The 24,147-nt window shown below is 73.4% G+C and carries 2 protein-coding genes; both read left to right on the top strand.

The window, feature by feature from the left end:
* Positions 1–15: 15 nt before the first annotated feature.
* A complete protein-coding gene (locus AB0E91_RS25275) occupies positions 16–23,919 on the top strand; it encodes a non-ribosomal peptide synthase/polyketide synthase (RefSeq protein ID WP_361786173.1) in 23,904 nt (7,967 codons plus the stop codon).
* The gene (locus tag AB0E91_RS25270) at positions 23,919–24,140 is read left to right on the top strand and encodes an MbtH family protein (protein WP_361786170.1); all 222 of its coding nucleotides are present in this window, start codon (positions 23,919–23,921) and stop codon (positions 24,138–24,140) included. Before AB0E91_RS25275 ends, AB0E91_RS25270 begins: the two co-directional genes overlap by 1 nt.
* Positions 24,141–24,147: the final 7 nt, after the last annotated feature.

Genomic DNA, 24,147 nt, shown 5'->3' with positions numbered 1-24,147 from the left:
TGGAGGTACCACCCCATGTCCCGTCGCGACGGCGATGCCCTTCCCCTGACGGCTGCCCAGCGTGAGATCTGGCTCGCCGAGCAGCGTGCGCGGACAGCGCTCGACGCCTACCGCATCGGCGACTGCCTGGAGGTCCACGGCCCCGTCGACGCGCGGGTCTTCGAGGCCGCGGTGCGCCGGGTGGTCGACGAGACCGACGCGCTGCACGTGAGTTTCGTCGACGACGGTCAGGAGCCGCTGCAGGTCGTCCGTGAGACATGGGACTGGCAGCCCCATCTGCTCGACCTGAGCGCGGAGGCCGACCCGCGAGCGGCGGCCGACGCGTGGATGGCACGGGACCGGATGCGCCCGCTGGACCTCTCGCGCGATCCGCTCTTCAGCTTCGCCCTGATCAGCCTCTCTCCGACCCGCCACCTCGTGTACCAGAACCACCATCACCTGGTGATGGACGGTTTCGGACTCTCTCTCGTCCGGCGGCGGCTCACCCGGACGTACACGGCACTGGCCACCGGCGCCCCGGTCCCGCCGTCGCCGTTCCGTTCCCTGGCCGAGCTGGTCCGCGGTGACGCCGGTTACCGCGCCTCGGAGCAGTTCGCCACCGACCGGTCGTACTGGACGGAGCAGCTCGCCGGACAGCCGGAGCCCACTCAGCTCACCGGCCGGGCCCCGCACGACGGGAGCGGCCCCGCCGCCGCCGAACCGGCGGTGCTCCGGCTGGACGCGCTGCGCGCGGGCACGGCAGGGTCCGAAGTCCACTGGTCCCGTCCCCTGATCGCGGCGGCGGCTCTCTACGCGCACCGGCTCACCGGGGACCGGGACGTGCTGATCGGCCTCCCCGTCACCGGGCGCGAGGGGGGCGATCGCGCCGCGCTGTCCACCCCCGGCATGACGGCGAACGTGGTACCCCTGCGTCTGGCGGTACGACCGGACACGCGGTGGCACGACCTGATCGCCGAGGTGGCGCGGGAGACCGACGCGGCCCTCGCGCACCAGCGCTACCGCGGTGAGGAGCTGCTCCGCGACCTGGGCGGTCCCGGTGCCACCGCGGCGGCGTTCCCGCTGGTCGTCAACATCATGGTCTTCGACTCCTCACCGACCTTCGCCGGGCATCCCGCCACGCTGCGCTATCTGCTCCCGGAGCCCGCCGCCGGGCTGGCGCTCTGGGTCATGGGCTGCCGGGGGGACAGTGAGCTGCGGGTCGAACTCAAGGGCGCGCCGGAGGTGTGGAGCGAGGACGAACTGGCGCTCCATCAGCGGCGGTTGACCGCGCTCGTCGGCACCCTCGCCGACTGTGCCCCGCAGGAGCTCGTCGGCCGGGTCGGTCTGCTCGACGCGGACGAGGAGCGTGAGCTGCCGGCGCTGGGCGCCGGACCGGTGGTCCCGGTCTCCGCCGAGAGCCTGCCTCGGGTGTTCCGGGCGCAGGTGCGGGCGACGCCGGACGCGGTCGCGGTGGCCGGGCCGGACGCGTCGCTGACGTACGCGGAGCTGGACGCGCGGGCCAACCGGCTGGCCCATGCCCTCATCGCCCGGGGGGCGGGACCGGAGCGGCTGGTGGCGGTGGCCCTGCCGCGCTCGGCCGAGCTGGTGGTGGCGATCCTCGCGGTGCTGAAGGCGGGGGCGGCGTATGTTCCGGTCGATCCGGAGTACCCGGTCGCCCGGATCGCCTTCATGCTCGACGACGCCCGGCCGATCGTGGTGGTGACCGACTCCCGCACCGAGGACCGGCTGCCCGGGGCCGGTCCCGCCGGACGACTGGTGCTCGACGCCCCGGAGAGCGCCGCGACGGTGGCGCGGTGCCCGGCAACAGACCCTGAAGCGGCCGTCGAACCGGAGCACCCGGCCTACGTCATCTACACGTCCGGTTCCACCGGGCGTCCCAAGGGTGTGACGGCGACCCACGGCAGCCTGCTCAACCTGTTCGAGGGCCAGCGGCAGAGCCTCTTCCCGCCCGTGCCCGGGGACCGGCGACGGCTGAGGGTGGCCCTGACCACGTCGGTCTCGTTCGACGCCTCCTGGAACCAGTTGCTCGGTCTGTTCGCGGGCCATGAGTTGCACGTCCCGGACCAGGCGACCTGGACCGACCCGGACGCCTTCCTGGACTACGCCCGGCGCCTCCGGCTCGACTTCGTCGAGGCCACGCCGTCGTACCTCCACGTTCTGGTGGAGCGGGGACTGCTGGACGGTCCGCAGTGGCGTCCCGCGATCGTCGCGGCGGGCGGGGAGGCCGTGCCGGAAGCGCTGTGGGAACGGCTGCGGGCGGCCGACGGGGTGTCCTGCCTGAACCTCTACGGCCCGTCCGAGTGCACGGTGAACACGGTCGTCGCACCTCTGGCGTCGAGCAGGCGCCCGGTGATCGGCCGGCCGGTCGGCAACACCCGGCTGTATGTCCTGGACGGCGCGCTGCGGCCGATGCCCACGGGTCTTGCGGGTGAGCTGTACATCTCGGGCGCGAGCCTCACCCGTGGCTATCTGAACCGGCCCGGGCTGACCGCCGGGCGTTTCGTGGCCGACCCGTTCGGTCCGGCCGGTGCGCGCATGTACCGCACCGGTGACCTGGTGCGGTGGGGCCGGGACGGGAACCTGGAGTTCCTCGGCCGTACCGACGACCAGGTCAAGATCCGGGGCTTCCGCATCGAACTCGGCGAGATCGAGGCGGCGTTGGCGGAGCACCCGCAGGTCGCGCAAGCCGCCGTCGTGGTGCGTGACGAGGGGGACACCCGGATCGTCGCCTATGTCGTGCCGGTGCCCGGTGCCGGGGTGAGCGTGCCCGCGCTGCGCGCGCACCTGCGCGAGCGGCTGCCGGAGTTCATGGTGCCCGCCGCGTTCGTGTCGCTGGAGACGCTGCCGCTGACGCCGAACCGGAAGCTCGACCGACGGGCCCTTCCCGTCCCCGAGCGGGCCACCGCCGCCCCGGGCCGTGCTCCGCGCACCGCGACCGAACACCTGCTGGCCGGGCTGTTCGCCGAGGTGCTCGGGGTGGCCGGGGCCGGTCCCGACGACAACTTCTTCGACCTCGGCGGAGATTCGCTGTCGGCCACCCGGCTGGTCGCCAAGGCGCGGTCGGCACTGGGCGTGGAGCTGAGGCTGGGGGACCTGTTCGAAGCACCGACGGTGGCGGAGCTGGCGGCGGCAGCGGACGGCGCGGACGGGGCACGGCCCGCTCTGAAGCGGCGCGAGCGGCCTGAGGTGATGCCGTTGTCCTTCGCCCAGCGCCGGTTGTGGTTCCTGCACCGGATGGAGGGTCCGGGGGCCACCTACAACATCCCGCTGGCGCTGCGGCTGTCCGGGGAGCTGGATCAGCGGGCGCTGGAGGCCGCCCTGGCGGACGTGGTCGAACGGCACGAGAGTCTGCGTACCGTCTTCCCGGTGACCGACGGCGTGCCGTACCAACGGGTGCTGGACCCCGACGACGCGCGGCCGCGGCTGCGGGTGACCGAGATCGGCGCGGAGGAGCTGCCGGACCGTCTGGCGATGGCGGCCCGGCACGGCTTCGAGCTGTCCGAGGAGCCGCCCCTGCACGCCGAGCTGTTCCGGTCGGGTGCCGACGAGCACGTGCTGCTGCTGGTGGTGCATCACATCGCCGGTGACGGCTGGTCGACGGGGCCGCTCTCGCGGGACCTGACGACCGCCTACGCGGCGCGTTGCGAAGGGGGGAAGCCGGAGTGGTCCGCGCTGCCGGTCCAGTACGCCGACTACACGCTCTGGCAGCGGGAGCTGCTCGGTGAGGACGCGGCCGCGGACAGCCTGCTGAGCACCCAACTGCACTACTGGAAACAGAAGTTGGCGGGCCTGCCGGAGCAGGTGGAGTTGCCGTTCGACCGGCCGAGGCCTGCGGTGACGTCGCACCGGGGCGCCCATCTGCCGGTACGGATCGACGCCGAGCTGCACCGGGGCCTGCGCACGCTCGCCCGCGACGGCGGGGCCAGCCTCTTCATGGTGCTCCAGGCCGGGCTGGCCGCCCTGCTGGGCAAGCTCGGAGCGGGCACGGACGTACCCGTGGGCACGCCGATCGCGGGACGCACCGACGAGGCCGTGGACGACCTGGTCGGCTTCTTCGTCAACACGCTGGTGCTGCGCACCGACCTCTCGGGCGACCCGTCGTTCACCGAACTGCTGGCCCGGGTGCGCGCCGACGCGCTGACCGCGTACGCGCATCAGGACGTGCCGTTCGAGCACCTCGTGGAGGCGCTGAACCCGGCCCGGTCGCTGTCGCACCACCCGCTGTTCCAGACCATGCTCGCGCTGCAGAACGCGCCGCTCGCCACGTTCGACCTGCCGCGGCTGCGGGTCGCGGCCGACCTGGTCCACACCGGTACGGCCAAGTGCGACCTGACCTTCATGCTGACCGAACAGCCAGGCACCGACGGCCTGTCGGGCCTGGTGGAGTACAGCACCGACCTGTTCGACGCCTCCACCGTGGAGGGGATCGTCGAGCGGTGGCTGCGTCTGCTGCGCGCCGTGGTGGCCGACCCGGGGCGGCGGATCGGCCAGGTGGACGTGCTCTCCGCCGACGAACTCGGCGCGCTGCTGCCGGCCGTCGACGACAGGGACGGGGAACTGCCGGAGACCACCCTCACCGCGCTCTTCGAGGATCGGGTCCGGGCGAACCCGGCGGCGGTCGCCGTCGTGAGCGGCGAAGTCACGTTGACGTACGGCGAGTTGAACGCCCGGGCCAACCGGCTCGCGCACGCCCTGATCGCCCGTGGGGCGGGGCCGGAGCGGCTGGTGGCGCTGGCCCTGCCGCGCTCGGCCGACCTGGTGGTGGCGGTCCTCTCAGTCCTCAAGGCGGGCGCCGCCTACGTTCCGATCGACCCGCAGTACCCGGCCGCCCGGATCGCGTACCTGCTGCGGGACACCCGGCCGTCGCTGCTCGTGACGACCGGCTCCATCGGTGAACTGCCGGGTACGGAGGAGGTGGACCGGTTCCTGCTGGACGCCGCCGACCTGAGCGGGCTGCCGGACACGGACCCGGGGACCGCCGTCCGTGCGGAACACCCCGCCTACGTCATCCACACCTCCGGCTCCACCGGCGACCCCAAGGGTGTCGTGGTGCCGCACCGGAACGTGGTGCGGCTGTTCGACGCCACCCGGGAACTGTTCGGCTTCTCCGCGGACGACGTCTGGACCCTTTTCCACTCCTATTCCTTCGACTTCTCGGTGTGGGAGCTGTGGGGCGCGCTGCTGCACGGCGGCCGGCTGGTGGTCGTGGACCACGGGACGAGCCGCTCGCCGCACCTGTTCCTGGAGCTGCTCGCCCGTGAGCGGGTGACGGTGCTCAACCAGACGCCGTCCGCGTTCTACCAGTTGATGCGGGCGGACGAGGAGGCACCGGAGACCGGGAGTTCGCTCGCCCTGCGCACCGTGGTGTTCGGCGGCGAGGCGCTGGAGCACGCCCGGCTGGCGAACTGGTACGAACGGCACCCGGACGACGCCCCACGGCTGGTCAACATGTACGGCATCACCGAGACCACCGTGCACGTGACGCACGCGGCGCTCGACCGCTCCGGCACCGTTCCCGGCCAGGTCGGCGCGGCCCTGCCCGGCCTGCGCACGTACGTGCTGGACGACCGTTTGCGGCCGGTGCCCCCGGGTGTGCCGGGTGAGCTGTACGTCGCGGGCCACGGACTGGCGCGCGGCTACCTGAACCGGCCCGCTCTGACCGCCGGACGCTTCGTGGCCGACCCGTTCGGGCCGGCCGGTGCGCGCATGTACCGCAGCGGCGACGTCGTGCGCCGGGGCGCGGACGGCAACCTGCGGTTCGTGGGCCGGGCCGACGACCAGGTGAAGGTCCGGGGTTTCCGGATCGAACTCGGCGAGATCGAGGCGGCGCTCGCCGCGCACCCCGCCGTCGCGCAGGTCGCCGTCCTGGCGCGGCAGGACCGGGCCGACGACACCCGGCTGGTCGCCTACCTGGTGCCCGCCGGGGATGCGGCTCCGCGCCCGGCCGAGCTGCGCGAGCACTTGCGGGAGCGGCTGCCCGAGCACATGGTGCCCGCCGCGTTCGTCATGCTGGAGAGCCTGCCGCTGACCGCCAACGGCAAGCTGGACCGGCGCGCCCTGCCCGCACCCGACCTCGCCCCGGTGCACACCGGCCGCGTGCCGCGTACACCGCAGGAGCAGATCCTGTGCGAGTTGTTCGCCGAGGTCCTCGGCATGGCCGAGGCCGGAGTGGAGGACAGTTTCTTCGACCTCGGCGGGCACTCGCTGCTGGCGACCCGCCTGGCCGCCCGGGTCCGCGCGACCCTGGGGGTGGAGCTCGAACTGCGCACCCTGTTCGAGACGCCGACTCCGGCCGGGGTGGCCGCCGCCCTTGCGGGTGCCCGCGAGGCGCGGCCGGCGCTGGAGCCCCACTCGCGGCCGGAGCGGACCCCACTGTCGTTCGCCCAGCGGCGGCTGTGGTTCCTGCACCAGCTGGAGGGTGCCGGGGCCGACTACCACATCTCCCTGGCGTGGCGGCTGTCCGGAGAGCTGGACCGGCGGGCCCTGGAGGACGCCCTCGCGGACGTGGTCGGACGGCACGAGACCCTGCGCACCGTCTTCCCCGTGGTGGACGGTGTGCCGTACCAACGGGTGCTGGACGGCGAGGCCGCCCGCCCGCGCCTGGAAACGGGCCGGATCACCGGGGACGGGCTGCCGGGCGCGCTGGCGGCCATGAAGGGCCGACCGTTCGACCTGGCGGCCGATCTGCCGCTGCGCGTCGCGCTGTTCGAGCAGGCGCCGGACGAGCATGTGCTCCAACTGGTGCTCCACCACATCGCGGGGGACGGCTGGTCACTGGGCCCGCTGGCGAAGGACCTGACCGCCGCCTATGCGGCGCGCCGCCGCGGCGAGCGGCCGACGTGGTCTCCGCTGCCGGTCCAGTACACCGACTACACCCTGTGGCAGCACGAGCTGCTCGGCGACGCGACGGACCGGGAGAGTCCGCTCGCCCGCCAGACGGCCTACTGGACGCGGCAGTTGGCCGGTCTGCCGGAACAGCTCCAGCTGCCCGGCGACCGGTCACGCCCGGCGGTCGCCTCGCACCGGGGCGGCTTCGTGCACGCCGGGCTGGACGCGGAGCTGCACCGGGGTCTGCGCGAGCTGGCCCGTACGCACGGGACCAGTCTGTTCATGGTGCTCCAGGCCGGGCTCGCGGCCCTGCTCAGCAAGCTCGGCGCGGGCGACGACATCCCGGTCGGCAGCCCGGTCGCGGGCCGGACCGACCAGGCGCTCGACGACCTGGTCGGCTACTTCGTCAACACGCTGGTGTTCCGTACGGACACCTCGGGCGACCCGACGTTCGCCGAGCTGCTGGGCCGGGTGCGGGAGACCGCGCTGGCCGGGTACGCGCACCAGGAGCTGCCGTTCGAGTACCTGGTCGAGGCCCTCAACCCGGTGCGGTCGCTGGCGCACCACCCGCTGTTCCAGGTCATGCTGGTGCTGCAGAACGTGCCCCGGGCCGACTTCGCCCCGCCGGGGCTGCGCGTCGCCGAGGTGGAGCCGGTCACGGCCACGGCCAAGTTCGACCTCGTCTTCTCACTGGCCGAGCGATACGCCGGAGACGGTTCCCCGGCCGGGATCGACGCGTCCGTCCAGTTCGCGAGCGATCTCTACGATCCGGCGACCGTCGACGCGATGGTGGCGCGCTGGGAGCGGTTGCTGAGGGCGGTCGTCGCCGACCCGGGGCAGCGGCTGGGCCGCGTCGGGCTGCTGTCCGACACGGAGCGCTGCGAGCTGCTGCCTTCCGTCGAGGACGGGGCGGTCACCGAGAGCGTGCTGGAGGCCTTCGCGGCTCAGGTGGCGGCCACCCCGGAGGCCGTTGCCCTGGCCGCCAAGGATGTTGAACTGACGTACCGTCAGGTGAATGCGTGGGCCAACCGGTTCGCGCATGCGCTGATCGCTCGCGGGGTGGCTGCCGAGCAGGTCGTGGCGGTGGCGCTGCCGCGGTCGGTGGAGTTCGTGGTGGCCGTTCTGGGCGTCCTGAAGGCGGGAGCCGCCTATCTGCCGGTGGATCCGGTCTACCCGCAGTCGCGGATCGTGTTCATGCTGAAGGACGCGCGGCCGAGCGTGGTGGTCGACGACCCGGCGATGGTGGCCGAAGTGCCGGAGTGGCCGGAGACCGACCCGGTCGTTGCCGTGGACGCCCGGCACGCGGCGTACGTGATCTACACGTCGGGTTCGACGGGCCGGCCCAAGGGCGTAGTGGTGAGCCACGCGGGCGTGCGGGCCATGGCGGCGGCGCACACCGATCGGCTCGGCATCGGCGCCGACAGCCGGGTGCTCCAGTTCTCCTCGCCGAGCTTCGACGTCTCGCTGTGGGACATCCTCGGCGCTCTGCTCACCGGTGCGGCCCTGGTGCCGGCACCCGCGACCGAGCCGGTCGCCGCGTTGACCGATCCGAGCCTCATGCTCACCCACGCGACGGTACCGCCGTCCGTACTGGCGGCGCTCTCGCCGGACGCGGTGACCGTGCCGACGCTGGCGGTGGCGGGTGAGGCGTGCCCGCCGGAGCTGGTGGCGCGCTGGGCGCCGGGGCGCCGGATGATCAACGCGTACGGTCCGACCGAGACGACGGTGGTCGCGACGATCAGCGAGCCGCTGTCGCCGGGGTCCGGCGTACCGCCGATCGGCCGTGCTGTCGCCGGTCTCCGGGCGTACGTGCTGGACCAGCGGCTGGGCCTGGTGCCGCCGGGCGTGACCGGGGAGTTGTACCTCGCCGGCCCGGGCGTGGCACGCGGCTACCTGAACCGGCCGGGGCTGACCGCTGGGCGGTTCGTCGCCTGCCCGTTCGGCGCGGCAGGTGAGCGCATGTACCGAACCGGGGACCTGGTGCGCCGACGCGCAGACGGCCAGGTGGAATTCCTCGGCCGCGCCGACGACCAGGTGAAGGTGCGCGGCTTCCGGATCGAACTCGGCGAGATCGAGAAGGCGTTGGCGGACCACCCGCGGGTCGGCCAGGTGGCGGTGATCGCGCGGACGGACCAGGCGGAGGACACGCGCCTGGTCGCCTACCTGGTGCCCGCCGCGGGTGCCGGGCTCCGGCCGGAGGAACTGCGCGGTCATCTGCGCGACTGGCTGCCCGACTACATGGTGCCGGCCGCGTTCGTCGTCCTCGATGCCCTGCCGCTGACCGCCAACGGCAAGCTCGACCGGCGTGCCCTGCCCGAACCCGATTTCACCGGATCGCGGAGCGGCGGGGCGCCGCGCACTCCTCGGGAGCAGGTGCTGGCCGGACTGTTCGCCGAGGTGCTGGGCGTGACGGAGGTCGGCGTCGACGACGACTTCTTCGACCTGGGCGGACACTCCCTGCTCGCCACCCGGCTGGTGGCCCGGGTCCGGGCGACCCTGGGTGTCGAACTGGCGCTCCGCAGCCTGTTCCGGGCGCCGACCGTGGCCGGGCTCGCCGCGGTTCTGGAGGGCGCCGACCGGGCCAGGCCCGCCCTGGAACGGGCGGAGCGGCCCGAGCGGGTACCGCTGTCCTCCGCACAGCGACGGCTGTGGTTCCTGCATCAGTTGGAAGGTGCCGCGCCGGTCTACAACATGCCCCTGGCGTGGCAGCTGTCCGGACGGCTGGACCGGGTGGCCCTGGAGCAGGCGCTCGCCGATGTGGTCGACCGGCACGAGAGTCTGCGGACGGTCTTCCCGGCGGCGGACGGCGTGCCGTACCAGCGGGTGCTGGCCCCCGGAGTGGTGCGGCCGGGGCTGCGGGTCGTCCCGGCCGAGGAGACGGAGCTGCCCGGGCTGCTGACGGCGGCCGCGGCGCGCGGATTCGACCTCGCCTCCGAACCGCCCCTGCGGTCCGAGCTGTTCGAGACCGCACCGGACGAGCAAGTACTGCTGGTGGTGGTCCATCACATCGCCGCCGACGGCTGGTCGCTGGGCCCGCTGTCGGCCGACCTGGCCACCGCGTACGCGGCCCGCTGCCGGGGCGAGGAACCGCGGTGGGCGCCCCTGCCCGTCCAGTACGCCGACTACACCCTGTGGCAGGACCGGCTGCTCGGCGACGCGGCCGACGAGGACAGCCCGTCCGCCCGCCAGACGGCCTACTGGAAGCGGACGCTCAAGGACCTGCCGGAGCAGATCGCGCTGCCCGCCGACCGCCACCGTCCCTCCGTTCCCTCCAGCTCCGGCGGCAACCTCGCGGTCGAGCTGGACGCCGAACTGCACGCGGGTCTCGTCCGCCTGGGCCGCGAGCACGGGGCCAGCGCCTACATGGTGCTGCAGGCCGCGCTGGCGGCGCTGCTGGACAAGCTCGGGGCGGGGAGCGACATCCCGGTCGGCAGCCTGATCGCGGGCCGGACCGACCAGGCCCTGGACGATCTCGTCGGGTTCTTCGTCAACACCCTGGTGCTGCGGACCGACACCTCGGGCGACCCGACCTTCGCCGAGCTGCTGGGCCGGGTGCGGGAGAACGCGCTGGCCGCGTACGCGCACCAGGACCTGCCGTTCGAGCATCTCGTGGAGGCCCTGAACCCGGCCCGCTCGCTCGCCCGCCAGCCCCTGTTCCAGGTGCTGCTGGCGCTGCAGAACGTGCCCCGCGCCGAGTTCGCGCTGCCCGGCCTGAGCGCCGAGACCGTTCTGGTGCGGACGCCCACGGCGATGTTCGATCTCTCCGTCCACCTGCTGGAGCGCGGTGGCACCGGCGGGCCGGCCGAGGGCATCGTCGGGCGGGTCGAGTACAGCACCGACCTGTTCGACCACGCCACGGTGGAGGCGCTGGTCGCCCGGTGGCTGCGCCTGCTGGCGGCCGTGGTCGCCGAGCCGGACCGGCCGCTGAGCCGGATCGACGTCCTGACCGCCGAGGAGCGGCACGAGCTGCTGGTCGAGCGCAACGACACCGCGTGCCCGGCTCCCGCCACCGCTCTGCCGTCCCTGTTCGAGGCCCAGGTCCGCGCGCTTCCGGACGCCCCCGCGGTGGTGTTCGAGGACACCGTGCTGACCTACCGCGAGCTGAACCGCAGGGCCAACCGCCTGGCGCACGCGCTGATCGCGCGCGGGGCCGGACCGGAGCGGGTCGTCGCCCTGCGGCTGCCGCGCTCCGCCGAGCTGGTGGTGGCCGTCCTCGCGGTGCTCAAGACGGGTGCGGCGTATCTGCCGGTCGACCCGGCCTACCCGGCCGCCCGTATCGCCTACATGCTTCAGGACGCGCGACCGGCCGTGGTGCTCGACGACCTCGTGGCCGTCACGCCGGACGGGGAGTGGCCGGAGCACGATCCGGCCGTCGCCGTGGACCCTCGGCACCCGGCCTACCTCATCTACACCTCGGGCTCCACCGGCCGCCCCAAGGCCGTGACGATGCCCGCGGCCGGGCTGCTGAACCTGCTGGCGTGGCACCACGGGGCCGTCGGTGGCGAACCCGGCACCCGCACCGCGCAGTTCACCGCGATCAGCTTCGACGTCTCGGTCCAGGAGACGCTCTCGGCGCTGCTGTACGGCAAGACCCTGGTGGTGCCGACCGAGGAGGTGCGCCGCAGCGCCGAGCTGTTCGCCCACTGGCTGGACCGGCACGAGGTCGAGGAGCTGTTCGCGCCCAATCTGGTGGTCGAGGCGCTGGCCGAGGCCGCCGAGGAGGCCGGGCTGGACCTGCCGCGCCTGCGGCTGATCGCCCAGGCGGGCGAGGCGATGCGGCTGGGCGGTGCCGTACGCCGCTTGCAGGCCCGGCGCCCCGGCCGGGTGCTGCACAACCACTACGGCCCCGCCGAGACCCATGTGATCACCGCCTACCCGCTGCCGGCCGACCCCGCCGACTGCCCGCTGCCGGTGCCGATCGGCCGGCCGATCGCCAACTGCGGTGCATACGTGCTGGATTCGGCCCTGCGGCCGGTCGCGCCCGGGGTGACGGGTGAGCTGTACCTCGCCGGGGCGGGACTCGCCCGCGGCTATCTGAACCGGCCCGGGCTCACAGCCGCACGCTTCGTCGCCAACCCGTACGGTCCGCCCGGCGTGCGGATGTACCGCACCGGTGACCTGGCCCGCTGGCGTGCCGACGGAGAGCTGGAGTTCGCGGGCCGGGTGGACCACCAGGTGAAGGTGCGCGGCTTCCGGATCGAGCCGGGCGAGATCGAGGCCGAGCTTGCGGCGCATCCGGGTGTCGCCCAGGTCGCGGTGCTCGCCCGGGCGGACCGGCCGGGCGAGCTGCGGATCGTCGCGTACGTGGTGCCCACGACAGGCGCCGGAACGACAGCCGCTGTACTGCAGACGTATCTGCGGGACCGCGTGCCGGACTACCTGGTCCCGTCGGCGTTCGTGCTGCTGGACGCGCTGCCGCTGACGCCGAACGGCAAGCTGGACCGGGAGGCGCTGCCCGAGCCCGAGCCGGGGAACGCCGGGAGCGGCCGTACGCCCCGCACGCCGCAGGAGCAGATCCTGTGCACTCTGTTCGCCGAGGTGCTGGGCCTGCCCCGGGCCGGGGTCGACGACAACTTCTTCGACCTGGGCGGGCACTCCCTGCTCGCCACCCGGCTGGTCTCGCGTATCCGGGCGGCCCTCGGTGTCGAGCTGGAGCTGCGCACCCTGTTCCTGACGCCGACGCCCGCCGGACTCGCGGCCGGGCTGCAGGACGCCGGTGCCGCGCGGTCGGCCCTGGTTCCCCGGCCCCGCCGCGAGCCCATGCCGCTGTCGTTCGCGCAGCGCCGGCTCTGGTTCCTCCAGCAGTTCGGGGCGCCGAGCGCCACCTACCACATGCCGCTCGCGCTCCGGCTGTCCGGCGACCTCGACCGGGCCGCGCTGGGCGCGGCGCTCACCGACGTGGTGGCCCGGCACGAGACCCTGCGCACGGTCTTCCCGCACACCGCGGGCATTCCGCACCAGCGGGTGCTGGACCCCGCCGGGATCGCCGTCCCGCTGGCCCTGCGCGCGGCCGACGAGGCGGAGGTACCGGCCCTGTTGCGGGCGGCGGCGGTGCGGGAATTCGACCTGGCGTCGGAACTCCCCCTGCGGGCGGAGCTGTTCGCCCTCGCACCCCGGGAGCACGTGCTGCTGCTGGTGATGCACCACATCGCCGGTGACGGCTGGTCCATGGACCCGCTGGCCCGCGACCTCGCCGCGGCCTACGCCGTCCGGCAGGGCGGCGGTGCGCCCGCATGGCCACCGCTGCCGGTGACGTACGGCGACTACACCCTGTGGCAGCACGAGATCCTCGGCGACGAGGACGACGCGGACAGCGTGTTCTCGCGCCAGGTCGCCCACTGGACCGAGGCGCTGGCCGGGCTGCCCGACCAGCTGGCCCTGCCCGCCGACCGGCCGCGTCCGGCCGCCATGTCGTACCGCGGAGACGTGCTGGACGTCCGGATCGACGCCGAACTGCACGCGTCGTTGGGCGAGTTGGCCCGGCGTACCGGCACCAGTCTGTTCATGGTGCTCCAAGCCGGCCTCGCCGCGCTCTACACACGACTGGGCGCGGGATGCGACATCCCCATCGGCAGCCCCATCGCCGGACGCACCGACGAAGCCCTCGACGACCTCGTCGGCTTCTTCGTCAACACACTCGTCCTGCGCACCGACACCAGCGGCGACCCCACCTTCACCCAACTCCTCGAACGCGTAAGGGAAACAGCACTCTCCGCCTACGCCCACCAGGACGTACCCTTCGAGCACCTGGTCGAGGTACTCAACCCGACCCGCTCCCTGTCCCACCACCCCCTCTTCCAGACCGGACTGGTCGTCCAGAACGCGCCGGGCGGTGACTTCGACCTGCCGGGTCTGACGACCACCGGCATGCCCGTGTCCACCGGGACCTCCCGGCTCGATCTGACCTTCGGCCTGGCGGAGCGGTACGGCTCCGACGGCGCTCCGGCCGGTCTGAGCGGTGCGGTCGAGTACAGCACCGATCTGTTCGACCGCTCGACGGTGGAGACCCTCTTCACCAGGTGGACCCGGCTCCTGGCCGCGGTGGCGGCAGCCCCGGACCTGCCGATCGGCAGGATCGACCTGCTGTCCGACGAGGAGCGCGGCGCGCTGCTGCCCACCGCCGGCAGCGGGACCGCCCCGTCGAGCGTGCCGGAGATGTTCGCGGCGCGGGTGGCGGCGACACCGGACGCGGTCGCGGTCGTCCGCGGCGACACCGAACTCACCTATGCGCAACTCGACGCGCGGGCCAACCGGTTCGCCCACGCGCTGACCGCCAAGGGCGTCGGCCCGGAGCAGATCGTGGCCGTCGCCCTCCCCCGGTCACCGGAATCCGTGGTCGCCGTCCTCGGCGTACTGAAGTCCGGGGCCGCCTACCTGCCCGTGGACCCCGCCTATCCCCCGTCACGCATCGCGTTCATGCTGGACGACGCCCGCCCGACCGTGGTGATCGACGACCCGGCCACGGTGAACGACGGGGACTGGCCGGACTCCCCTCCGGTGACCACCTTCGACGTCCGGCATCCCGCCTACGTCATCTACACCTCGGGCTCCACCGGCCGCCCCAAGGGCGTCGTGGTCAGCCATTCCGGCGTGGCGAGTCTGGTGGCGGCTCAGGTCGAGCGGCTCGGCGTGGGGCCGGGCAGCCGCGTGCTCCAGTTCGCCTCGCCCAGCTTCGACGCGGCGTTCTGGGACCTGTGTGGCGCCCTGCTCACGGGTGCCGCCCTCGTCCTGGCCCCGTCCGAGGCCCCGTTGGAGGCCCTGACGGACCACCGGCTCGACGTCACCCATGTGACGCTTCCGCCCTCCGCCCTGGCCGCGCTCGACGACGCCGGTGTCACGGCCGCCACCGTGGTGGTGGCGGGTGAGGCGTGCCCACCGGAGCTGGTGGAGCGCTGGGCCCCGGGCCGCCGGATGATCAACGCGTACGGCCCGACCGAGACGACGGTCTGCGCGACCATGAGCGACCCGCTCTCTCCGGGAGCGGGCACACCCCCGATCGGCCGACCGGTCGCGGACTTCCGGGTGTACGTGCTGGACGAGCGGCTGCGCGTCGTACCGCCGGGTGTGACGGGCGAGTTGTACGTCACGGGCCCGGGCCTGGCGCGCGGATATCTGAACCGGCCGGGGCTCACGGCCGGGCGGTTCGTCGCGTGCCCCTTCTCCGACGACGGCGCACGCATGTACCGCACCGGCGACCTCGTACGCCGCCGCACCGATGGAGAGCTGGAATACGCCGGCCGCGCCGACGACCAGGTGAAGGTACGCGGCTTCCGCATCGAACCCGGCGAAATCGAAGCGGCACTGACCCAACACCCCGCCGTCGCCCAGGCCGCGGTCCTCGCACAGGGCGACCGGCTCGTCGCCTATGTGACGGCGTGTCCCGGTGCGGTCGTCCGACCGGCGGAGCTGACGGCTCATCTGCGTGACCGTCTGCCCGACTACCTGGTCCCGTCGGCGTTCGTGGTGCTGGACGCGCTGCCGCTGACGCCGAACGGGAAGCTGGACCGAGGGGCGCTCCCCTCGCCCGAGCCGGTCACCGCGGCGACGGGCCGCGCGCCGCGTACACCGCGCGAGCAGATCCTGTGCGAGCTGTTCGCCGAGGTGCTGGGCGCGCCCCGGGTCGGGGCCGACGACAACTTCTTCGACCTGGGCGGGCACTCCCTGCTCGCCACCCGGCTGGTCGCACGGATTCGCTCGGTCCTCGGGGTGGAACTGGCGCTGCGCGCGCTCTTCCAGGCGCCCACGGCGGCGGACCTGGCCCAGGCGCTGGACGAGGCCGGTCACGTCCGCCCGGCGCTGACGGCGCAGGCGCGGCCGGAGACGGTACCGCTCTCCTACGCGCAGCGGCGGCTCTGGTTCCTGCACCGCATGGACGGCACCGCCGCGACGTACCACATCCCGCTGGCCCTCCGGCTGACCGGGACGCTCGACGCGGCGGCACTGGACGCGGCACTCGCCGACGTGGTGGCCCGGCACGAGAGCCTGCGGACGGTGTTCCCGGAGGTCGACGGCGTACCGTGCCAACGCGTCCTGGACCCGGGCGCGGCGCGTCCCCCGATGCCGTCTGCCGAGGTGGAGGAGGGCGAACTGCCCGGTCTACTGGCGGAGTTCGCCCGGCAGCCCTTCGACCTGGCGGCAGAACCGCCGCTGCGGGCCCGGCTCTTCACGCTCGCGCCGCAGGAACACGTGCTGCTGGTGGTGATGCACCACATCGCGGGTGACGGCTGGTCCACCGGCCCGCTGGCCCGCGACCTGGCCGAGGCGTACGCCGCACGGTCCCAGGGCCGCGCACCGAGTTGGCCGGCCCTGCCGGTGCAGTACGCCGATTACACGCTCTGGCAGCGCGACCTGCTCGGCGACGCCGACGACGCGGAGAGCCGGTTCGCCGAACAACTCGGCTACTGGAAGGAGCAGTTGAACGACCTGCCGGAGCTTCTGCAACTGCCCGCCGACCGGCCGCGGCCTGCCGTGGCCCGCTGGCACGGGGACCAGATCGGCCTGGAACTCTCCCCCGAACTGCACGCGTCGTTGGGCGAGTTGGCACGGCGTACCGGCACCAGTCTGTTCATGGTGCTCCAGGCAGCCCTCGCCGCGCTCTACACACGACTGGGCGCGGGATGCGACATCCCCATCGGCAGCCCCATCGCCGGACGCACCGACGAAGCCCTCGACGACCTCGTCGGCTTCTTCGTCAACACACTCGTCCTGCGCACCGACACCAGCGGCGACCCCACCTTCACCCAACTCCTCGACCGCGTAAGGGAAACAGCACTCTCCGCCTACGCCCACCAGGACGTACCCTTCGAACACCTGGTCGAAGTACTCAACCCCACCCGCTCCCTGTCCCACCACCCCCTCTTCCAGACCGTCCTCGCCGTGCAGAACGCGCCGATGGGCCGCTTCTCGCTGCCCGGTCTGGAGGTCGCGACCTACGCGGTGGCCACCGGAACCGCGAAGTTCGACCTCGGTGTGAACCTCGCCGAGCAGTTCGGGCCGGACGGAAGCCCGGCCGGGATCGTCGGCGGGGTGGAGTACGCCACCGACCTGTTCGACCGGGACACGGTGGCCGCCCTCGCCCGACGCTGGACGCTCCTGCTGGAGGCGGTCACCGCCGACCCCGAGCGGCCGATCGGGCTGATCGACCTCCTCGGCACCGACGAGCGGCACCGGCTGCTGGAGGAGGGCAACGCGACCGCCCGCGAGGTGGGCACCGTGCCTGTGCCGCAGGCGTTCGCGGCTCAGGTGGCGGCGACGCCGGACGCGGTCGCGGTCGTCTGCGGCGACACCGAGCTGACGTACGCCCAACTGAACGCGCGGGCCAACCGGTTCGCCCACGCCCTGATCGCCCAGGGCGTGGGCCCCGAGCAGATCGTGGCCGTCGCCCTGCCCCGGTCACCGGAATCCGTGGTCGCCGTCCTCGGCGTGCTGAAGTCCGGAGCCGCCTACCTGCCCGTGGACCCCGCCTACCCCCCGTCACGCATCGCGTTCATGCTGGACGACGCCCGCCCGACCGTGGTGATCGACGACCCCGCGACGGTGAACGACGGTGACTGGCCGGAGACCGACCCGGAGATCCCGCTCGACGTCCGCAACCCCGCCTACGTGATCTACACCTCGGGCTCAACCGGCCGCCCCAAGGGCGTCGTGGTCAGCCACACCGGTGTGGCGAGTCTGGTCGCCGCCCAGATCGAGCGGTTCGCGATCGAGCCCGGGAGCCGGGTGCTCCAGTTCGCCTCGCCCAGTTTCGACGCCTCGGTGTCGGAGGTCTTCACCGCCCTGCTGCGCGGCGCGGCGCTGGTGCTGCCCCCCGCGGCGGACCCGGTCGCCGCGCTGACCGATCCGGGCCTCGCGGTCACTCACGCGACCGTGCCCCCGTCCGTCCTGGCCACCGTGGAGCGGGACGCGCCGACCTTGTCGACGCTGGTGGTGGCGGGTGAGGCGTGCCCACCGGAGCTGGTGGAACGCTGGGCCCCGGGCCGCCGGATGATCAACGCGTACGGCCCGACCGAGACGACGGTCTGCGCGACCATGAGCGACCCGCTCTCCCCGGGAGCAGGCACACCGCCGATCGGCCGGCCGATCGCCAACGCGCGGGTGTACGTCCTGGACGAGCGGCTGCAACCGGTGCCGCCCGGTGTGGCGGGTGAGCTCTACGTCGCCGGGGCGGGCCTGGCGCGCGGATATTTGAACCGGCCGGGACTCACGGCCGGGCGGTTCGTCGCCTGCCCCTTCTCCGAAGACGGCGCACGCATGTACCGCACCGGCGACCTCGTACGCCGCCGCACCGACGGAGAGCTGGAATACGCCGGCCGCGCCGACGACCAGGTGAAGGTACGCGGCTTCCGCATCGAACCCGGAGAGGTCGAGGCGGCACTGGCCGAACACCCCGCCGTCGCCCAGGCCGCGGTCCTCGCGCAGGGCGACCGGCTCGTCGGCTATGTCGTTCCGCGTCAGGAGCCGGACCGGGACAGCGGCCTCGAAGCGGACCACGTGGGCGAGTGGCGGGACATCTACGACGCGCTGCCGATCGTTCCCGGGGAAGCCGCCTTCGGGCAGAACTTCGTCGGCTGGAACAGCAGTTACGACGCGAGTCCGATCCCCATCGAGCAGATGAAGGAGTGGCGGGACGCCACCGTGGCGCGCATCCTGGCCCTGCGCCCCCGCCGGGTGCTGGAGGTCGGTGTGGGCACCGGTCTGCTCCTCTCGCAGATCGCACCGCACTGCGAGACCTACTGGGCGACCGACTTCTCCGCCACCGCGATCGACACCCTGGCCGCCCAGGTGGCGCGGGAGGAGCGGCTCGCCGAGCGCGTGGTGCTGCGGACCCGCCCGGCGCACGACACCGACGGACTGCCGGCCGGGCGGTTCGACACCATCGTGCTGAACTCCGTCGTCCAGTACTTCCCGTCCGCCGACTACCTCGCGGACGTCATCGACCGGCTGATGGGGCTGCTCGCACCCGGCGGGGCGCTCTTCGTCGGCGACGTCCGCAACCTGCGGCTGCTGCGCCCGCTGACGACGGCCGTACAGCTCCACCGTGCCGACCGGGGCGCCGACCTGCCCTCGGTGCGCCGTGCGGTGGAGCAGTCCCTCCTGGTGGAGAAGGAACTCCTGGTCGACCCGGACTTCTTCACCGCCCTGCGCGACCGCGGCACCGTCGGCGCCGTGGCCGTGGAGGTCAAGCGCGGCCGGCACCACAACGAGCTCACCCGCTACCGCTACGACGTCACGCTGCACGAGCGGTCGGCCGTTCCGGCGGCGGCCGCGACGCGGGAGCTCGCATGGGGCCGTGAGGTCGCCTGCCTCACGGACGTGCGCGAGCTGTTCACCGGGCCCGGCGCGGACGCGGTGCGCCTCACCGGGGTGCGCATCACCGGGGTGCCGAACCGGCGCGTGGCCCGGGAAGCGGAGCTGGCCCGGGCGGTGCGCGACGGGGACGGCACGCTCCCCGGACTGCTGGACCGGCTGCACGGCCCGGACGAGGGCGGTCTGCCCGATCCGGAGGACTTCCGCGAACTCGGCGACGAACTCGGCCGCCGGGTGGCCGTCACCTGGTCGGCCGGCGCGGCCGACGCCCTGGACGTCGTCATCGGCGGCGTACCGGGCGAGGCACCGCTCGATGTACCAGGAGAAGCACCCCTCGATGCCTACCGGCCGCTGCGGCCGTCCGGCACCGAGCTGTCCTCGCTCACCAACCGCCCGACCGGAAGCCGCGCCACGGGCGCCCTCGTCGGCGCGCTCCGCGACCGGCTGCGCGACCGGCTGCCCGACTACCTCGTGCCGTCGGCCATCGTCGTCCTGGACGCGCTGCCGCTGACCCCCAACGGCAAGGTCGACCGCCGCGCGCTGCCCGCACCCGACCTGGGGACGGCCGCGGCCGGGCGGGCGCCGCGCACCCCGCAGGAACAGCTGCTCGCCGATCTCTTCGCCGACGTGCTCGCGCTGCCCAGGGTCGGCGTCGAGGACAGCTTCTTCGACCTCGGCGGGCATTCCCTGCTGGCGACCCGTCTCGCCTCCCGGGTCCGCACCGCCTTCGGTGTGGAGATCGAGGTCCGTACGCTCTTCGAGCACCCGACCGTGGCGGCACTGGCGGCCCGCCTCGACGGCTCGGTCACGCGGCGCCCCGCGCTGACCGCCCGTCCGCGCGTCACGGAGGCGTCCGCGCGCCACCGGGACGGGGAGCGGATCCCGCTGTCCTTCGCCCAGCAACGCCTGTGGTTCCTGCACCGGATGGACGGGCCGAGCGCCACGTACAACATGCCGCTCGCGCTGCGCCTGGACGGTGAACTGGACCGGGCGGCGCTGCACACGGCGGTCGCCGACGTGATCGCCCGGCACGAGAGTCTGCGGACGGTGCTGCGCGAGGCGGACGGCGTGCCGTACCAGCTCGTGCTGAGCGAGGACGAGGCCCGCCCCGGGCTCCCGGTCGTGGAGCTCGACGACGCACGGCTGGCCGCCCGGCTGGCGGAGGGGGCCCGGTACGGCTTCGACCTGGCCGCCGAGCCGCCGATCCGCGCGGAGCTGTTCGCGCTCGCCCCCGACCGGCATGTCCTGCTGCTCGTGGTGCACCACATCGCGGCCGACGGCTGGTCGATGGGCCCGCTCTCCCGGGACCTGGCGACGGCCTACACGGCCCGCTGCCGGGGCGAGGAGCCGCGGTGGTCCCCGCTGCCGGTGCAGTACGCCGACTACACCCGGTGGCAGCGCGATCTGCTCGGCGAGGCCACCGACCCGGACAGCCTGTTCGCCCGTCAACTCGCCTATTGGCGCGAGGAGTTGACCGGACTGCCGCAGCGGCTGCAGCTGCCCGCGGACCGGCCCCGGCCGGCTGTGGCCTCCCAGCGGGGCGGCACGCTCGCCGTCCGGCTGGACGCCGAACTGCACCACGCGCTGCGGGACCTGGCGACCGCGCACGGCGCCAGCGTGTTCATGGTCCTCCAGGCCGGTCTCGCCGCGCTGCTCACCCGGCTCGGCGCGGGCACCGACATCCCGGTCGGCAGCCCCATCGCGGGCCGCACCGACCAGGCCCTGGACGACCTCGTCGGGTTCATGGTCAACACGCTGGTGCTGCGCACCGACACGAGTGGCGACCCCGGTTTCGCCGAACTGCTCGGGCGGGTGCGGCAGAAGGCGCTGTCCGCGTACGCCCACCAGGACGTGCCGTTCGAGTACCTGGTCGAGGTGGTCAACCCGGCCCGGTCGCTGTCGCACCACCCGCTGTTCCAGATCATGCTGGCCCTGCAGAACGCGCCGGTGAGCGACTTCGATCTGCCGGGTCTGTCGACCGGTCACCTGGCGGCACCCACCGGCACCTCGCGGGTCGATCTGACGTTCAGCCTGGCCGAGCAGTACGGTCCGGACGGCAGCCCGGACGGCATGGCCGGTGCGGTGGAGTACGCCACCGATCTGTTCGACCCGGCCACCGTGGAGCTGCTGTTCGACCGCTGGACGCGCCTGCTGCGCGCGGTGGCGGCCGACCCCGGCCGGCCGATCAGCCGGATCGACATCCTGTCCGGCGAGGAACGCCACCGGCTGCTGTCCGAGTTCAACGACACCGCCGTGGAGCTGCCCGGGGCCGCGCTGCCGGAGCTGTTCGCCCGTCAGGCGCGGGCCACCCCGGACGCCGTGGCGGTCGTGGCGGGCGGCACCGAGCTGACCTACCGGGAGCTCGACCAGCGGGCCAACCGCCTCGCGCGGGCGCTGATCCGCCAGGGCGTGGCGGCGGAGACACCGGTCGCGGTCCTGATGGAGCGCTCGGCGGACCTGGTCGTGGCGATCCTGGCGATCATCAAGGCGGGCGGCGCCTACGTGCCCCTGGACTCCCGGTTCCCGCAGTCCCGCATCGGCCTGATCCTCCAGGAGGCCGGGGCCGCGCTGGTCCTCACCGAGGACGTGCTGAGCGCGCTGCTCCAGACGGAGTCCGACACCTCCGACCCCGAAGTGCCGTGCGATCCGATGCAGTTGGCGTACGTGATGTACACCTCCGGCTCGACCGGGCGCCCGAAGGGCGTGGCCGTCACCCACCGCGACGTGATCGCCCACGCCCTGACCCCGTGCTGGCGCGGGGGCGGACACGAGCGGGTGCTGCTGCACTCCCCCACCGCGTTCGACCTGTCGACGTACGAGCACTGGGTACCGCTGCTCGGCGGCGGCCGGGTCGTGGTCGCACCGCCCGGGCGGCTCGACCTCGATCTGCTGCACCACACGGTCGAGGAGCACGGGGTGACCGGGCTGTGGCTGACGGCCGGGCTGTTCCGGCTGGTCGCCGAGGAGCGGCCGGGCCTGCTCGCGGGGGTCCGCGAGGTGTGGACCGGTGGCGATGTGGTGTCCCCGGCCGCCGTCGCCCGGGTGCGGGAGGCCTGCCCCGGCATCACGGTGGTCAACGGCTACGGGCCCACCGAGGCCACGACCCTGGCCACCTGCCACCCGGTGGACACACTCCCCGAGCACGCGGCGACCGTGCCGATCGGCCGCCCGATGGCGAACATGCGCGCCTATGTGCTCGACGACCGGCTGCGGCCCGTACCGCCGGGCGTGGTCGGCGAGTTGTACCTCGCGGGGGTGGGCGTGGCCCGGGGCTATGTCGGCCGGCCCGGCCTGACGGTGCAGCGGTTCACCGCCGACCCGTACGGTCCGGCCGGAAGCCGGATGTACCGCACCGGCGACCTGGCGTGGTGGCTGGCCGACGGCACGCTGGAGTTCGCCGGGCGCGCCGACCACCAGGTCAAGCTGCGCGGCTTCCGGATCGAACCCGGTGAGATCGAGGCGGTGCTGGCCGGTTGCCCGGGCGTCGCCCAGGTGGCCGTCGTCGTCCGCGAGGACCAGCCGGACGACAAGCGGCTCGTCGCCTATCTCGTACCCGCTCCCGGGGGTGCCCCCGAGACGGGTGAGCTGTCCGACCGGCTGCGCCGCGAACTGCCCGAGTACATGGTGCCGTCGGCGTTCGTCGCCGTGGACACGCTGCCGCTGACCGCCAACGGCAAGCTGGACCGGGCCGCCCTGCCGGTGCCCGACTACGGTGTGCCGGGCAGCGGGCGCGGTCCCCGGACGCCCCGCGAGGAGTTGCTGTGCGACCTGTTCGCCCAGGCCCTGGGCCGGGACCAGGTGCACATCGACGACAGCTTCTTCGACCTGGGCGGCCATTCGCTGCTCGCCGCCCGGCTGGTCTCCCGCATCCGCGAGACCCTCGGCGTCGAGGTGGGCCTGCGCACGCTGTTCGAGGCGCCGACCGTGGCCGGGCTCACGGAACGCCTGATCATGGACGATCCCGACGACGCGCTGGACGTGCTGCTGCCGCTGCGCACGACGGGCAGCGGGACACCGCTGTTCTGCGTCCACCCCGGCGGCGGCATCAGCTGGTCGTACAGCGGGCTCCTGAACCACATCGGTTCGGACCACCCGGTCTACGCGATCCAGGCGCGCGGCCTCGGCCGCCCCGAACCCCTGCCGTCGTCCTACGAGGAGATGGCGGCCGACTACGCGGGCCAGATCCGCAAGATCCAGCCCGAGGGCCCCTATCTGCTGCTCGGCTGGTCGGCCGGCGGGCTCATCGCCCACGCCGTCGCCTGCGAGTTGCAGGCGCAGGGCGAGCGGACGGCGCTGCTGGCGATCCTCGACGCCTATCCGGTGAAGGACGTGACGTTCGAGGAGGTGCCCGTGCCCACCGAGCGGGACGTGCTCGTCGGGATGCTCGACTGCAACCTGGACGAGCTGGGCGACCGGCCACTGACCCATGAGGAGGTGGCCGGGATCCTGCGCCGCCGGGGCAGCGCGCTGGCCGGTCTGACGGGGCAGCAGATCGAGGTCGTCGTCCAGATCATGATCAACAACGCGAAGCTGGCGGTCGACTTCGTCCCGGGCCGGTTCGACGGGGACCTGTTGCTGTTCAACTCCACGATCGACCGGGACCACGACGACGCCGGGCCGGCCCTCTGGCGCCCGTACCTCACCGGCCGGCTCGACTCGCACGAGATCACCACCCGGCACGACCGGATGACCCAGGCCGGCTCGCTGGCCCAGATCGGACCGATCCTGGCCGCCAGGCTCGCCGAGGCCACCGGTGACACCACCACCACCAACCAGGAGGACTGATGTCCACGACCAACCCCTTCGAGGACCAGGACGGCACCTTCCTCGTGCTCGTCAACCAGGAGAACCAGCACTCGCTGTGGCCGCAGTTCGCGGACGTCCCGGCCGGCTGGACCGTCGCCCACGGCCCGGACACCCACGCCGCGTGCCTGGAGTACGTCGAGGAGAACTGGACCGACATGCGGCCCCAGAGCCTCGTCGACGCCATGGAAGCCCAGCGGTAGCGCGACC

The organism is Streptomyces sp. NPDC026659 (assembly GCF_040638245.1).
Lineage (GTDB): Bacteria > Actinomycetota > Actinomycetes > Streptomycetales > Streptomycetaceae > Streptomyces.
The sequence above is the reverse complement of the archived record's forward strand: the minus strand, read 5'-3'. Positions and strand labels throughout refer to the sequence as shown.

What these genes read in the sequence shown, in the direction of transcription:
- AB0E91_RS25275 (WP_361786173.1), top strand. Translation starts at nt 16, where the DNA reads ATGTCCCGTCGCGACGGCGATGCCCTTCCCCTGACGGCTGCCCAGCGT.
- AB0E91_RS25270 (WP_361786170.1), top strand. Translation starts at nt 23,919, where the DNA reads ATGTCCACGACCAACCCCTTCGAGGACCAGGACGGCACCTTCCTCGTG.